The 14211-nt window shown below is 65.0% G+C and carries 12 protein-coding genes and 1 pseudogene; 4 read left to right on the top strand and 9 right to left on the bottom strand.

Annotated features, from left to right (window positions below):
- Positions 1-41: 41 nt before the first annotated feature.
- The 9 genes from G503_RS0106240 to G503_RS0106200 all read right to left on the bottom strand — a co-directional run bounded on the left by G503_RS0106240 (position 42) and on the right by G503_RS0106200 (position 12219).
- Positions 42-839: a TIGR03084 family metal-binding protein gene (locus G503_RS0106240; protein ID WP_028026898.1), complete on the bottom strand. Its 798-nt coding sequence runs from the start codon at positions 837-839 to the stop codon at positions 42-44.
- Positions 840-1044: 205 nt separating this feature from the next.
- Entirely contained in the window at positions 1045-2220 is a 1176-nt protein-coding gene (locus G503_RS0106235; RefSeq protein WP_028026897.1) for an acyl-CoA dehydrogenase, read from the bottom strand.
- A gap of 21 nt (positions 2221-2241) precedes the next feature.
- Complete coding sequence (locus G503_RS0106230; protein WP_035022113.1) at positions 2242-4842, bottom strand: AMP-binding protein; 2601 nt, start codon at positions 4840-4842, stop codon at positions 2242-2244.
- A 114-nt stretch (positions 4843-4956) separates the two neighbouring features.
- Positions 4957-5724: an enoyl-CoA hydratase/isomerase family protein gene (locus G503_RS0106225; RefSeq protein ID WP_051190988.1), complete on the bottom strand. Its 768-nt coding sequence runs from the start codon at positions 5722-5724 to the stop codon at positions 4957-4959.
- 10 nt (positions 5725-5734) lie between these two features.
- Positions 5735-7828: an oxidoreductase gene (locus tag G503_RS0106220; protein WP_028026894.1), complete on the bottom strand. Its 2094-nt coding sequence runs from the start codon at positions 7826-7828 to the stop codon at positions 5735-5737.
- A gap of 46 nt (positions 7829-7874) precedes the next feature.
- On the bottom strand, positions 7875-8162 hold the full coding sequence (locus G503_RS0106215) for a 4Fe-4S dicluster domain-containing protein (protein ID WP_028026893.1): 288 nt from the start codon (positions 8160-8162) through the stop codon (positions 7875-7877).
- Positions 8159-9451: an FAD-dependent oxidoreductase gene (locus G503_RS0106210; RefSeq protein WP_028026892.1), complete on the bottom strand. Its 1293-nt coding sequence runs from the start codon at positions 9449-9451 to the stop codon at positions 8159-8161. The genes G503_RS0106215 and G503_RS0106210 overlap by 4 nt, the downstream gene beginning before the upstream one ends.
- Positions 9452-9556: 105 nt before the next feature.
- Positions 9557-10822 carry an MFS transporter gene (locus tag G503_RS0106205; protein WP_028026891.1) on the bottom strand — a complete coding sequence of 422 codons (1266 nt, stop codon included), beginning with the start codon at positions 10820-10822 and terminating at the stop codon, positions 9557-9559.
- Between the two features lie 155 nt (positions 10823-10977).
- A complete protein-coding gene (locus G503_RS0106200) occupies positions 10978-12219 on the bottom strand; it encodes a CaiB/BaiF CoA transferase family protein (protein ID WP_028026890.1) in 1242 nt (413 codons plus the stop codon).
- A 136-nt stretch (positions 12220-12355) separates the two neighbouring features.
- On the opposite strand from G503_RS0106200, the gene G503_RS0106195 reads away from it, so the two are divergent.
- The 4 genes and pseudogenes from G503_RS0106195 to G503_RS16720 all read left to right on the top strand — a co-directional run.
- The gene (locus G503_RS0106195; RefSeq protein WP_028026889.1) at positions 12356-13108 is read left to right on the top strand and encodes an Hsp70 family protein; all 753 of its coding nucleotides are present in this window, start codon (positions 12356-12358) and stop codon (positions 13106-13108) included.
- Complete coding sequence (locus tag G503_RS15595; RefSeq protein ID WP_051190987.1) at positions 13105-13662, top strand: nuclear transport factor 2 family protein; 558 nt, start codon at positions 13105-13107, stop codon at positions 13660-13662. Before G503_RS0106195 ends, G503_RS15595 begins: the two co-directional genes overlap by 4 nt.
- A 193-nt stretch (positions 13663-13855) precedes the next feature.
- Positions 13856-14008 (top strand): annotated as a pseudogene (locus G503_RS16725) (helix-turn-helix domain-containing protein); the annotation flags it as partial.
- Positions 14009-14023: 15 nt separating this feature from the next.
- A partial coding sequence (locus G503_RS16720; protein WP_235715516.1) for a helix-turn-helix domain-containing protein occupies positions 14024-14211 on the top strand: 188 nt, incomplete at its 3' end.

The following is a 14211-nucleotide window of genomic DNA, read 5'->3' as shown; positions in this document are numbered from 1 at the left end:
CCCCCTCCCTGGGACGGGCCCGCTTGCGTGGGGCGCCCGGCTTAGCGCGGGTTCACCGGCTCGGGGGCCGGGTCGGCAGGACCCGCGTAGGTCTGCACGATGGTGGCATAGGTGCGGGCCTCGTCGCCCACCACCTCCAGCTCGGTGTCCATCCAGTTGCGGCGACGGATGGCCGTAAGCGCCCAGTCCTTCGCGGTGCCCTTGATGTAGTTCTCATCGTTGGGAGTGCCCATGGCCCACAAGCCACCGCTGGGCATGGTCAGCTCCAAGTACATCGGCGTCTCGGGATTGAACTCCTTGCCGTTCACGTTGTACATGTTCGGACGGCCCTGCCACGACAGGAACAGCGTGGAGTTGATGCGGTCCTTCACCGGCACCTCCACGCCCAGGGCGTCGTAGATATCCACAGAATGGGCCCACAGCTCCATGAGGCGGGCGGAGGCCAGCGAACGCACCGACATCGGCGGAATGCCCGCGGCCCACGGCACGCGGCCCTTGGGACCGGCCTCCATGAAGGCGGCGTCCATCAGCGTGCGCTGCTCGCGCCACCAGTTCAAAATCTCGGCGCCCGACTTATCGCGATAGGCAAGCACGTGGTAGTGCTCGTCCTGCTCGGAGGCGGCGTCGGCCACGGCGTTCACCGACTCGCCGCGCCCAGCGAGCAGCTCCACGGCGCAGTAGTCGAAGAACGCGATGTGGCAGATGACGTCCTTCAACGTCCAGGTGTCGCAGTAGGAGGCGGTGCGGTTCCAGTCCTCCTCGGTGAAGTCGGCCACGAGCATATCCACCGCAGCCTGCTCGGCGATCAGATCGTCAACCGGATTAAAGATCTCAGCCATCGATATTACCCCTTTCAAAAAAATATCCCAACTCACAGGTTCGCCCAAGGAAGTCAGCGAGGGTCCGACAGGCACCTGGAATTGCCCCGCCTTGGGGCCAAGTTGGCTTTGGCCAACGCCGTGCCCCAAACAAGGGGCAAGGCCAGGTGCCTGTCGGAGCCGCAGCGTCGACGTTCCCGCCGTTGCGTGAGCAACGACGGAACAATTAATTCTTGAACGGCTTCTGCAGGGCGCGGCCGGCGATGTGGATCATGATCTCGTCGGTGCCGGCGCCGATGCGGTAGACGCGCTGGTCGCGCCAGATGCGCGAGACGCGGCTGTCCTTGGTGTAGCCGATGCCGCCCATGATCTGCAGGGCCTTGTCGCACACCTCGAAGGCGGAACGGCCGCAGTACAGCTTGGCACAGGCCGAATCCACCATCACCGACTCGCCGCGATCGATCTTGGCGGCGCAGCCGTACACCCAGCTGCGCATGTTCTCGATCATGATGTACATCTCGGTGATGTGCTCCTGGATCAGCTGGTTGTTGCCGATGGGCTTGCCGAACTGGATGCGCTGGGTGGCGTAGCGCACGGCGTCCTCGTAGACGCACTCGGCGGCACCGAGGGACTGAGCGCAGGCCAGCACGCGCTCCACCTCGAAGTTCACCATGGCCTGCATGAAGCCCTGGCCCTCAACGCCCACCAGGTCCTTCTCCTCCAGCTCCACCTCGTTCAAGGACATCTCGCAGGTGTTGCCCATGTTCCAGCCGATCTTCTCCAGAGGATCGATGGTAATGCCCGGCATGAGGTTGCCCTCGTCGTCGTGCAGCTGCACCCACCACATGGAGAACTTGGAACGGTTCGCCTTATCGTTGGGATCGTCGTCGGCGTCGCGGGCCACGCACAGCATGTACTTGGAATTGCAGGCGTTGGTCATGAAGGACTTCGAGCCGTTCAGGTACACCTTGCCGTCGCGGCGCTTGAAGGTGGTGGCCAGCGAGCTGGAATCAGAACCGGCGCCCGGCTCGGTGAAGCCCAGCACGAAGCCCGGGCGGCCCGCCATAACCTCGGCGAAGCACTGCTCCTGCTGCTCGGGGCTGCCGAACTCGGTCATGTCCTTCAGCGAGCACAGATTGCCGTACACGTAAATGGGGGCGCCGTTCTTGCAGACACGCTCGGCCACGAGCATCAGCGTGGTCACGTCCACGGGCGTGCCGCCGAAGCGCTCGTCAACGCCGAGCATCTGAAAACCGTTCTCCAGCAGCGCGTCGGTGAACTCCTGGGGCCACTCGTGCTTCTCGTCGCACTCCTTGAAGTACTCCTCGGTGCCGTAGCGCTCCATGAGCTCATCCAGGCTCTCGAGCAACAGCTCCTGCTCGTCGGTCAAGATCATGTCCATGCCCTTCGTCCTTTCTCGTGTTTAATCCCCGTCTGCGGAAAAGTAGCGGTGCAACCCTCCGCAGACCTCCCTGCGCGCCTGCCCCGTTTCCACCAAGTGGTCCAGGTGGGCCGCCGTCTCGCCGACGATGATCCAGCGCTGGATGATGGGGATGTCGTCCCAAGCGTCATAGGGAATGTTCCAATGAATGGTTTTAGCAACTTCCGTGCCAGTCATGCCGGGATGGGCCCGCAGAGCCGCGCCAATCTCGTCGAGGCGGTGTCGATGATGCTCGTGCAACCACGTCAGGCGCGCGGGCAAAGCCTCGGCCTGGGCCTTCACATCCACGAAACCGTGGGCCATGCAGGCAGCCCTCACCGCGTACGGCGCCACCTTGTCCAGGCTGGCCAGGTAGTCGCCCAGAGCGTCGGGCCGGCCCGGGAAAGGCGCGATGTTCGGCGAGCTGTTCAGCAGCACGTGATCGCCGAAGAACATCACGCCGGCCCCTTCCACGTACAGGCACTGGTGGCCCGGCGTGTGCCCCGGCGTATCGATCACCCGCAGCGTCCAAGGGCCTATCGCGAAGGACTCCCCGTCGGCCAGGTTCACGAAGGTGCCGGGCATGGGCCACTTCACCCGCGGGATGAGGGCCGCGTCCGTGGCCATCAGCTGGTCGATGTCGCCGTGGCAGAAGCCCTCGGTCTGAAGGCGGTCCTTCATGGTGCCGCGGTAGGCCCCCGCGCCCCGCTCGCGGAACAGCGCCTCGTCGGCGGCGCTCAGATAGATGCGCGTCTCGGGCGCGGCGATGGCCGCTGCCAGGCCCAGGTGGTCGATGTGGAAATGGGTGAGGAAGATGTCGGTGTCGGCCATGTCCACGCCCAGATCTTCCAGGGCCAGGTGCAGCACTTGAAACGATGCCTCGTGGCTCGTGCCCGCGTCCACCAACAGCCCCCGCTCGGGAGTGCGCAGGTAGAACACGTTGGTGTAGCCGATGGGCGTGCCGCCCGAGAAGGGCACCTGGATGAGATAGATCTCCGGGTCGTCCCACACCTTCTCGTGGAAGCGCGGGGCCGCCTGGTCCTTGTGGGCGTCGAAGTAGTCCACGATGGCGCTTTTGCGCACCTTGCCGGCGCTATCGCGGCCCATGTCGTCCATGAACACCACGTAGCGGGGCTTCTTGTAGCTGGCGATCGTCTGCTTGCAGTGGTTCTGCACCGTGGTGGCCGTGAGCAGCGCGCCGGGACGCGGCTGCACCACGCAGGCCACGGCCTCCCCCATCACCGGGTCGCTCGTGCCGAACACCAGGCAATCGTCGATGTCGGGGTGCTCGCGCAGCACCGACTCCACCTCGGCCACGAACACGTTCTCGCCGCCTGATTTGATCATGTCCTTCTTGCGCGAGCGGATGAAGAAGTAGCCCTCCGCATCGCGCATCATCATGTCGCCGGTGCGCAGCCAGCCGTCCTCGGTGAAGGCGGCGGCCGTGAGCTCGGGCTGGCCGTAGTAGCCGGCCATGGCGGCCTCGGTCTTGATGAGGGCCTCCCCCACTTCCCCGCAGGGCAGCTCGCGCCCCGCCTCGTCCACCACCTTCAGCTCGGCGTAGGGCATGGGGCGCCCCACGCTGCCGAGCAGCGGCGAGTCGGTCTTGAGCAAATCGCGGGTGATGCGCAGGCTCGTGCCCGTGCCGCTTTCCGACTGGCCCCACCCGTAGTTCAGCTCGGCGTTCGGGAAGCGCTCGTACACGGCGCGAATCATGGCCAAGGTGGTGGCCCCGGCAGCGCTCTGCACGATGCGCACCGACGACAGGTCGAACTGGTCGATGGTAGGGCAGCGCAAAAGCCGCTGATAGGTGGTCGGCGGCAGCAGGATCATATGGGTGACCCGGTAGGTCTCGATGTCGTGCAGGATGCGCTCGGCGTTGAAGGCCTCGCAGATGATGAGCGCCGCACCCGTGGCGAAGGCACTGGTGAACCAGCTGTGGCCGCCGTGATGCTCCAAGGGGCACTGCACGAGCACCACCGAGCCGGAGTTGTCGATCATCCCATTAGAGATGGTCACGCTGGCCAGCTCCACCAAATCGGCCCGATGGGTGCGGGCAGCGCCCTTGGGCAGCCCTGTGGATCCGCCCGTGAACTGGATGCGCGAGAGGGCCGCCCCGTCCCGCACCAGCGCGGGCTCCTCGGCACTGCACCGGGCCAGCAGCGCCTCGCCGTCGCGGCCCAAGGGCGCCGGCCCGCCCACGCTGAACAGCTGCACCCCATGATCGAACTGCGCGGCCGCCTCGGCAACGGCCGCGGCGAAGCGCGGATCGAAGAAGAGCACCTCGGCCCCGCTCGCGTTCACCAGATAGCCCACCTCACGCCCGATCAGCTTGAAGTTCAGCGGCACCGCCACGGCGCCGATCTTCTGCACGGCGTAGTAGATCTCGGGGATCTCGGGGCAGTTGGCCAAAAGGTAGGCCACCTTGCCGCCGGGCCGCACCCCCGCCTCGTCGCTCAGCAGGTGGGCGAAGCGGTTCACCCGCTCGTTCATCGCCCGATAGGTGGTGCTCACCCCCTTGAACACCACGGCCGTGGCCTCGGGCCGTGCGGCCACGCTGGCCAAAAGCGGCTCCGCCACGTTGTCGTACTGGAAAAATCGCATCGAATTCCCGTCCTCGCATTCCGTATCATGGCGCCCGCCGGCGACGGGAGCCTTTTGCAACGGGGTGAAGAGAAGGGGCCGGCTTCTCCCCGCGCCGGCCCCTTTTGACTTCTGTTACTTCGCGAACCGCTCCATGGTCTTGGCATAGGCGGTCGTTGTCGTGCAGAAGGGCGATGCCGTGGACTCGGCCTCCAGGCTCGCGGCCAGCGTCTCGTCGGCCAGGGCGTTCATCATGGTCTTCGTGATCTGGATGGACGCATCGGGCATGGCCGACAGCTGGCGGGCAAACTCCAGCGTGGACGCCTCCAGCTCGTCGGCGGGAAACAGGCGGTTCACCAAGCCCCAGTCCTTCATCTGGGCCGCGGGAATCTTGCCGCCGATGAACAGCAGCTCCTTGGCGCGCTGGGCGCCCACCAGCTCGGGCAGCATCTTCATCATGCCCATCTCGGGGATGATGCCGATCTGGCAGAAGGCGGGCACGAACTGGGCGCGATCGCTCGCGCAGACCAGGTCGCTGGCCAGGGCCAGGGCAAAGGCGCCGCCCACGGCGTAGCCGTCCACCATGCACATCACGGGCTTGGAGATGGCGCGGATGGTGCGGACGGCGTTCAGGTAACGGCGCAGGGTCTTGCGGGCCTGCTCGGGAGTGGGCTTGCCGCCGTCGCCCTGGTTGAGATCGCCGCCGCTGGAGAAGTTCTCGCCCACGCCGCGCAGCACCACCACGCGCACGTCGTCATCGTCGTCGGCCGCGCGCAGCAGATCGGACAGAATGTCCATCATCGGGGCCGAGATGGCGTTCTTCTTCTTGGGCTGGTTCAGGTAGATCACACGGATGCCGTCGCCGGCGTCCTGCGCATAGACCACCGCTTTCTCTTCAGTCATAAGCTCGCTCCTAGATCGCGCAGGCGGCCACGTAGCCGGCCTTGGTCGCGTCGGCAATGCGACCCGGGTTGTCGCAATCGCCCACCAGGTACACGTCCTTCACCATGGGCTTGATCTTCTCGCCCAGGGTGTGGTTCGGGTCGAGGCCCAAGGTGATGGCCACGGTCTTCGACGGCACGAAGATGGTCTTCTCGTTGCCCTCGCGATCGGTCTGGATGCATTCCACACCGTCCTCGCGGATGGCGGTCACGCGGGTCAGCGGATAGAGCTCCACGTTCTCGGCCTTCTTGAAGGCGCTCGTCAGACCGAAGCGCTCAGAGGGGCTCACGTCGTAGCCGATCTTCTTCTTTTCCTCGATGATGGCCGTGGTGCGACCGGTCTCCATGCAGAGGTGACCCAACTCGCAGCCGGGCAGGCCGCCGCCGATGATGGCGATGTTGCGGGAGATGGGCCAGGTCATCTTGCCGGTCATCTCGCGGGCGAACGAGGGGGTGTAGTAGCGCTTCAAGAAGAAGGCGCCGCCGCCCCACATAATGTTGTTGAACAGGCCCTTCTTGCCGTGGGGCTTATGTCCGTTCAGCATTTCAAGGAAGTCGTGGGAGGTGATGACGTTCTTGCCGTCGGCACCGGGCACGTCAAGCCCGATGGGAGCGCCGCCCACGGCCACGATGGCCGCGTCCGGCTTCACCGAGCTCACGAGCGCCGGGGTCACCTCCGTGTTCAGGTGCACGGTGATCTCGGGGTGCTTCTTCATCTCGTTCATGAGATAGGTCAGGTAGCGCTCGTGGTAGGGGCTGAAGATGGAGCTCATCTTCACGCAGCCGCCCAGACGCGGGCCCTGCTCGTAGAGGTCCACCTTGTGTCCGCGCTGGGCCGCCGTGAGCGCCGCGTTGATGCCGGCCGGGCCCGATCCCACGACCATGACCTTCTTCGGGGCGTCGGCCTTGGGGTACAGCTCGTGGTCGAGCTCGGGGCCCAAATGCGGGTTCACGCCGCAGTAGATGAGCGACAGACCGCGGGACACCACATCGTCGATGCAGCGGCAGCACACGATGCACTTGCGCATGTCCTCGGTGCGGTCCTCCATCACCTTCAGCGGCAGGGCCGGATCGGCGATGGAGTAGCGCAGGCCGGCGATGACGTCGCACTTGCCGTCGGCCAGGTTCTGCTCCATGGTGGTGGGGTCGGTGTTGCGGTAGCCCTGGCCCACGGGCTTTTTGGCCACGGTCTTGATCTCCTGGGCGATGTACATCCAGTGACCATCTTCGATGCCCTTGGTGGTCAGAGGCACGCTCGTCTCATGCCAGCCCACCGACAGGTCGTGCAGGTCGAGACCGGCCTCTTCCATCCACACGGCGATCTGCTTGGCCTCTTCCATGGACAGGCCCGGGCCGTTGTCGGTCTTGATGAAGTCCACCGGCGACCAGCGCACCACGATGGGGAAATCCGGGCCGACGATCTCGCGGACGCCGCGAATGACCTCCAGGGTGAGGCGGGCACGGTTCTCCAGGCTGCCGCCGTACTGGTCGGTGCGGTTGTTGGTGGCCTGGCTCATGAAGCGGCTCAAGATGCCGCCCACGCCGGCCATGACCTCGACGGCGTCGAAGCCGGCCTCCTTGCAAACGCGCACGGCGTTGAAGTACTGCTCTTTGAACTCCTCGATCTGCTCCAAGGTCATGGCCTTGAAGCCGCCCATCATGGGGATGACGGCGATGTCGGAGGGGCCATAGGGGCTCTCCTTGGCGTCAGCGGCCGGCTTGAAGTCGTGCACGTAGTAGATCTGGGCGCAGATGAGGCCGTCGTGCTTGTGCACCGGATCGACCATGTACTTCTTCAGCTCGGGAACGCAGCTCTCGTCGTAGCAGCAGGGCAGCGGGTGCAGCCCCTCGATATCGGTGCGCTCCCAGGGGCAGATGGTCTGGATGATCATGGCGGTGCCGCCCGCGGCGCGCTCTTCCAGATAGGCAGCCAGACGATCGGTGGGGTGGTTGTCGTCGTCCACGTAGCCGTGGCCCGGCGACATGGACGTGGTGATCATGCGATTCTTCAGCGTCACGCCGTTCACCTTCAAAGGCGAGCCCAAAATGGGATATTGCTTGCTCATAAACCAGTTCTCCTTTTCCTTCTGATCCTTTGCATCCCCGTACGCGCTATCCCAGGCGGAATTCCACGCCCATGCCGCCGCGCGGGTAGTTCCACGACTTCACCACGGTGCCGCCCGCGGCCACCAAACAGGTCCCGCACTCCAGACAGCCGGCGTAGTCGAAGGTCAGCTCGCCGTCCTCGTTGATGACGTACAGGCCCGCGGGGCACAGCTTCACGAGGCGCGCGATTATGGCTGCGTCCCCCTCCTTATCCACATCGATGTGAGCAAACTCCTCATCAACGTGGAACTTGTCCACGGCGAGCTTCTCCTCGACGGTCATATCCTCGATCACAGTGCCTTCATCCCCTTTCGTGCGTCCTTGGCGATGTTCATGAGGCCCACCTTCTTCACAGCTCCCATGGCCTTCTTGGTCAGGGGCACCGGCGCGCTGCCGTCCACGGTGAACAGGCCGCCCATGATCTCGTTGAGCATGGGGCCGTAATCGGTGAACATGCGGCGGGTCTCCTCCATGAAGGCGGGGAACTTGGCGTAGTGCTTCAGGTCCTTCATGATGAAGCTGTCGTCCAGCTTCGCCGTGTAGGTGGCCAAGCTGGCGGCCGAGTAGTCGTCCTTCTCCTTGGCGGCCAGCACCGTCTCGGCAGCCAGGCGGCCCGATTCGATGGCGAAGTCCATGCCGCGCACGCAGTAGCCGGTGTTCAGGCCGAGCGCCCCGGCGTCGCCGGCGATGAGCACGCCGTCGCGCACCAGCTCGGGCACGCCGGCCAGGCCGCCCTCGATGACCATGCGGCCCGTGTACTCGCGCATGTCGCCCCCGGCGATGAGCGGGGCCACCACGGGATGGGCCTCCAGGCGCTTCAGCATGGCGGGCACCGAGATGTCGCTGTAGTCGATGTCGCCGATGGTGGTGACCACGCCCAGCGACACGGAATCTTTGTTGGTGTACAGAAAGCCGCCGCCGATATGCCCGTGGGTGGGATCGCCCACGAACAGCCACGCGCAGCCCTCGTCCGGCGCCACGCCGAAGCGGTCGGACACGGTCTTCTCGTCCAGCTGGATGGTCTCCTTGGCGGCCACGGCGTACTTGTGCGGGTCCAGCTTCGGCACCATGCCCAGCTTCTGGCCCAGAAGCGACACCGCGCCGTCGGCCAAGATGGTCACGCGGGCGTACATGTCGTCCTCGCCGGCTCGCACGCCGCGCACCCGGCCGTCCTCGACAATAAGATCGTCGACGCGGATCTCATTGACGAACATGGCCCCTTCGCCTTCCGCCTGCTCGGCCAGCCACTGATCGAAGGGGGCCCGCAGCACGGCGTAGGACGCGCAGGTGGGATCGGACAGGGCCGGATTGGTGTAGTCCACCGTAGTGCCCTCGGTCTCGGTCAGAAACGACAGGCGCTCCTTGGTGATCACGCGCTCCACCGGCGCCGTCTCGGCGAACCCGGGGATCACCTTCTCCAGGCTGTGCCCGTACAGGCGCCCTCCGGTCATGTTCTTCGAGCCGCTGAAGGGCCCGCGCTCGATGACCACCACCTCGCAACCGGCTTTGGCCAGCACGTAGGCGGCCGTGCACCCGGCCAGGCCTCCGCCGACGATGATGGCATCAAATACTTCTTCGTCCACACGCTCTCCTTTCTTACTTCTTCTCTCTCATTGCTTGCTCAAAGGGGAAACTGTCGGGCCGCTGCGGTCAGTGCGCCGGCGCGGCCCGGCAGGGGGTCGGTTCGCTCAGGCGCGCTTCCACGCCTTGTGGGAGATGGCGATGGTAACGGGCACCAGCACCACGCCGATGAGATACATCGCGATGACCAGCACGAAGCACAGGTCGTAAGAGCCCGTGGTGTCGTAGATCATGCCGTAGACCACGAAAGATATGGCCGTGAAGATGAAGATGCCCGTGGACACCCAGGAGTAGACCTGGGAGTAGTTCAGCGAGCCGAAGGACTCGCGGGCGAGCATCGGAGCGATCACGGTGAGGCCGGCATACCCGCCGCCGAAGACCACCATGCCCGCGTAGAACACCGTCACGTTCGCCCCGGCGATATAGGCGAGGAAGATGCCCAGGGCACCGCAGATCGCGGAGATGATGCCCGTCCAGCGCACGCCGATGCGGTCGTTTAAGGCGCCCAGCACCAGCTTGAACACGATGCCGCCCACCATCATGATGGACACCGCCATGGCCCCGGCACCGGCGCCCAGCTCGGTGCGGGCGCAGAAGGCGGGGATCTGCTGGAAGAAGGCGGCGCACATCACGAAGATGCCGGCCACCAGCACGAGCAGGTACAGACCCGGCGAGCGACGGGCCTGCTCCATGGTGGCGCCGTCCTCGAAGGTGAGCTCCTCTTCCTTTTCCACGGCGGTCTCGTTCGGCTTGTGCTCGGCGCCCACGGGCAGAAGGCCCATGACCGACGGGCTTCGGCGCACGAACAGCACCGTGAGAACCACCGAGAGCACCGTGGTGAAGATGGACATGATGGCGCGGGCCGTCTGCCAGCCGTAGGCGTCGATCATGCTCTGGCCCAGCGGGCTCGCCACGGCGGCCAGAAGCGACAACACCGCCGCCGTCACCGAGATGGCCACGCCGGCGCCCTTCTCGAACCAGCTGTTGATGAGCACGGGAGCTGCCAGGTACATGAAGAAGCCGGCGGTGATGCCGAAGACCACGCCGTAGAGATTCCACTGCCACAGCTCGGTGGCGTACGCGCTCGCCCAGGAGGCCAGGCCGAAGGCCAGCGATACCGCGGCCAGCACCCAGCGCGGGTCGCGCGTCTGCAGGATGCGCCCGGCGAAGGGAGCGACGAGGGCGGACACCAAGGGTTGGATAGTACGGTACATGGTGGTGTCGGTCTGGCTCCAGCCGAACTGGTCCATCACCGGAGCCACAAAGATACCGGAGGTGTTACCGATAACGCCCGTGGGTATCGAGTAGAAACCAAGGCAGCCGATCACCACCAACCACGCCCAAATCGTACTTCTCTTCTGCAAAGCGTTCATGCACACACCTCCTGTCGGAGTCCATCTGGCGTATTGCCATTACCAGAAGGCAAGCAAATACCGTGCCAAAGGTGGCCGGCGGAAGAGAACCAAGGGCGGAAAAGCAGGCGCCCCCAGCTGGGGGCGCCCGAAAACTTCCTGGTCGACGGGATTTCCTAGCCGAAGGGAGTCTCTTCCTTCTTCAGCAGCTTCTCGTCGTACATCGCGGCGATCTGGTCGGGGGTGGCGCCCAGCTCTTCCAGGATGTCCTCGTTGTCGGCGCCCACCAAGGGCATGCCGCGCCAGATCTGGCCGGGGTTCTTCGCCAGCTTCGGCACCACGTTCACGCCGCGGATGGTCTCGTCGTTGAAGGAGTTCTTCCACTCGGTGAAGCTCTCGCGGGCGATGTAGTGCGGGTCCTTCTCGGCGATGGCGAAGTTGTAGATGCGGCTGCAGGGCACGCCGCACTCCAGCATGATGCGCTCGGCCTCCTCGGCGTCGTGCTCGCTGAAGAACTTCTCCATGGCCGCCTCCAGCACGTCGCCGGCCTCGCTGCCGAAGGCCACCACCGGCGTGCCCACGGGGAACAGGTCGCTGCCGTATTCCAGGCCGAAGGCGGGGATGGCCTTCTTCACCACGCCGGGGCCTAAGATGAGCACGTAGACGGGCACGCCGTCCTTGCAGATGTAGGTGCCGTAACCGGCCGACGAGGTGGAATGCGAGCCCTCGCGCACGGGCAGACCGCCGGTGTTCAGGTAATTCACCGCGTAGAAGCCCTCGCAGCGCAGCATCGACTCGTACTGGGCCACGTCCACGCTCTCGCCCTGGCCGGTCTTTTGGGCGTTGATGTAGCCGGCCAGCGCGCCCAAATCGGCCATGAAGCCGGCGTAGTAGTCGGACACCTGGGGAAAGGCCAGCACCGGCAGACGGTCCGGGAAGCCGTTCATCTCCATGAAGCAGCCGAAGGCCTGGCCGATGCCGTCGAAGGAGGCGCGCTCCACGTAGGACGGATCGCCCGTCTGTCCGAAACCGGAAATGTGCACGATGGTCAGGCGCGGGTTGATCTCCCACAGCACCTCGTCGGGCATGCCCCACTTGGCCATCTGACCGCCGCGGAAGCCGTCCATGAGGATGTCGGCGTCTTTCAGCAGTTCGAAGAACCATGTCCGGCCGGCGCCCTCTTTCACGTTCATGCACAGCGAGCGCGTGTTGCGGCGCTCCATCTGAGTGCCCCAGCCCTGCAGCGCCTCGTTGGTGGGACGCGAGGTGTCGCGGCCGAGCGGGCTCTCAATGCCGATGACGTCGGCGCCGAGGTCGGCCAGCAGCCCGCAGGCGAAGGGGCCGGCGATGGCCATGGTCAGGTTCACGACCCTCACGCCCTGCAAGGGGCCGAATTTCGGGCACTCTTCTGTTTTCATAGCATCCTCCTTTTGCGTTTGGCTGCCGAAAAGAGGCAGCGTCTCCGAGATTTATGATGCAAATTCCGTGCCATACTGGCACGGAATTTGCGAGCTGTATCGTTGAGTGACATTCGCCGCACGAAAGCGAGGAGCTATGACCGCGAAGGACCTTCCCAAGCCCCTGCCCTGCGAGAGCGCAGAAGTGCAGCTTGAACTGACCGACGGCACCTTGCCCCTCAGCCTGGGCATCGAGGTGCCGGGCGGCCGCGTGCAGCCGGTGCTCGCGCGCGGCGTTCGCGCTCCCCACCGTCACACCGAGCTGTACTCCACGGCTGACCCCTTCCAAATGGCCGCAGAATTCCACATCGTCATGGGCGAGCGGCCGCTTTGCCGCGACAACCTGGATGTGGCTCGCGTGCGCGTGCGCAACGTGAAGTGGAGCGGAGCCGGCGTGCCGAAAATCGAAATCGCCTTCGCCATCGACAAGAACGGGCTGCTGAGCATCTCCACCACCAACAAAGACAAGAAGAGCACCGAGATGCTGGCCCATGTGGCCGCCCCCGTTATTACGGCCGCCGACGTTGAGGCGGCGCTGGCCGACGCCGAGGCCCATGGCGACGAGGACGAGCAGCACCGTAAGAACATCGATATGATGCTTTCCGGCTACTACCTGCTCGATCAGGGCTACGAGCGCTTCAGTATCGCCAAGCGGCGCATGGGGCTCATCCGCAAGCGCGCTTACAAAAGCACGCGCAACCGCCTGCAGAAAGCCCTGAACGTGATGCCGCCCGAGGCCACTGAGGCCACCATGGCCGAACTGGAAAGCGCACTGGATGCCTACCGCGCGTTCTACGAGAGCCTGGAAACCGACTACAAGATGGTCATGAGCTGGTGGAACAAGAAATGAAGGTGTACACTGACGGCGTCATGGCCGACGCCGAGTCCCTTGCGTCTGCCACCTTGGAACAGCGCGTGGCACGTTTGGAGAACCGGTGTTCCATCAGCGAGGCCATTGCCCACTACGCCCGCTGCGTCGACGCCCGCGATGCCGTGGGCGTCGCGTCCTTTTTCACCGAAGACGGACAGCTTCACGGCCCGGGTTTTCCCGCCGTCTGCGGAAGGGCGGCCATCGAGCGGTTCTACGGGCGGCTGCTGCCAGCCATGAGCTCGTCGACGCACCTGGTTTCCAACTTGCAAATTATGGAAGAGAATCCCGCTTCGGCGCTGGCCGCCTGCGTTCTGTGGGCCTGGGAGGGCTTCGGGGACGAATTGACGTTTGAGGGCACGCCCCAGGGAGAGAACCGGTTCTCGCTCGGCCGCTACGAGTTCCACTTCGTGCGCGAGCAGGACGGCCAATGGCGCGCCCAGGCCATGCACGTCCACTTCGCCGGTCAAACGGGCACGGGGCGCTTCGCCGAGCACCTGAATCGCCCGTGGCCCCCGCGCCCTACCCAAGACTAGTCCCGCGGACATCGATTCCGCAGACTGCAGCGCCAACGGCCCTTCCCGCCGCCGACGCTGCAATCTGGCTACGGACCCCACCCGGACACGGCCGCCCCCGTAGCAATATCCGATTGTCAACGACAAAAAAAGGCGCCCTCCCGAAGTGAACTGCCTCCCATTTCTTGGACACGAGAAATGGGAGGCTTTCTTTATGTCTGGAAGACCGCTTTGCGATGCGGAGCTGCGGCGGCGCGCCGTCAGGCTCTACGAGGAGGGACACGGACGCGACGTGATCGCGCGTCTGGTCGGCGCCCCCGAGGGAACTGTGAGAGAATGGCTGGACACCTACAGGTCCGTCGGCATAGGAGCCCTGTCCGCCATGGGAGCAAAGAAGAAGACCTACTCGTTCGATACCAAGGTGGCCGCCGCGAGGGCGGTCGCGGACGATGGCCTGACCGTGCCAGAGGCCATGGCCCGGTTCGGAATTGCCTCCTCCAGCCCCCTGCGGAAGTGGCTGAGAGCCTACCGGGAGGGCGGACCGGAGGCCCTGCGGCCCAGGCCCAGGGG

Source organism: Adlercreutzia mucosicola DSM 19490 (genome assembly GCF_000422625.1).
GTDB classification, from domain to species: Bacteria; Actinomycetota; Coriobacteriia; order Coriobacteriales; family Eggerthellaceae; genus Adlercreutzia; species Adlercreutzia mucosicola.
Note: the sequence above shows the minus strand (reverse complement) of the source record. Positions and strands in the feature narration are given on the sequence as shown.

Coding starts and splice junctions, on each gene's coding strand:
- G503_RS0106205 (WP_028026891.1), bottom strand. CDS start 10,822: ATGAACGCTTTGCAGAAGAGAAGTACGATTTGGGCGTGGTTGGTGGTG.
- G503_RS0106200 (WP_028026890.1), bottom strand. CDS start 12,219: ATGAAAACAGAAGAGTGCCCGAAATTCGGCCCCTTGCAGGGCGTGAGG.
- G503_RS15595 (WP_051190987.1), top strand. CDS start 13,105: ATGAAGGTGTACACTGACGGCGTCATGGCCGACGCCGAGTCCCTTGCG.
- G503_RS0106220 (WP_028026894.1), bottom strand. CDS start 7,828: ATGAGCAAGCAATATCCCATTTTGGGCTCGCCTTTGAAGGTGAACGGC.
- G503_RS0106235 (WP_028026897.1), bottom strand. CDS start 2,220: ATGGACATGATCTTGACCGACGAGCAGGAGCTGTTGCTCGAGAGCCTG.
- G503_RS0106240 (WP_028026898.1), bottom strand. CDS start 839: ATGGCTGAGATCTTTAATCCGGTTGACGATCTGATCGCCGAGCAGGCT.
- G503_RS0106225 (WP_051190988.1), bottom strand. CDS start 5,724: ATGACTGAAGAGAAAGCGGTGGTCTATGCGCAGGACGCCGGCGACGGC.
- G503_RS0106195 (WP_028026889.1), top strand. CDS start 12,356: ATGACCGCGAAGGACCTTCCCAAGCCCCTGCCCTGCGAGAGCGCAGAA.
- G503_RS0106230 (WP_035022113.1), bottom strand. CDS start 4,842: ATGCGATTTTTCCAGTACGACAACGTGGCGGAGCCGCTTTTGGCCAGC.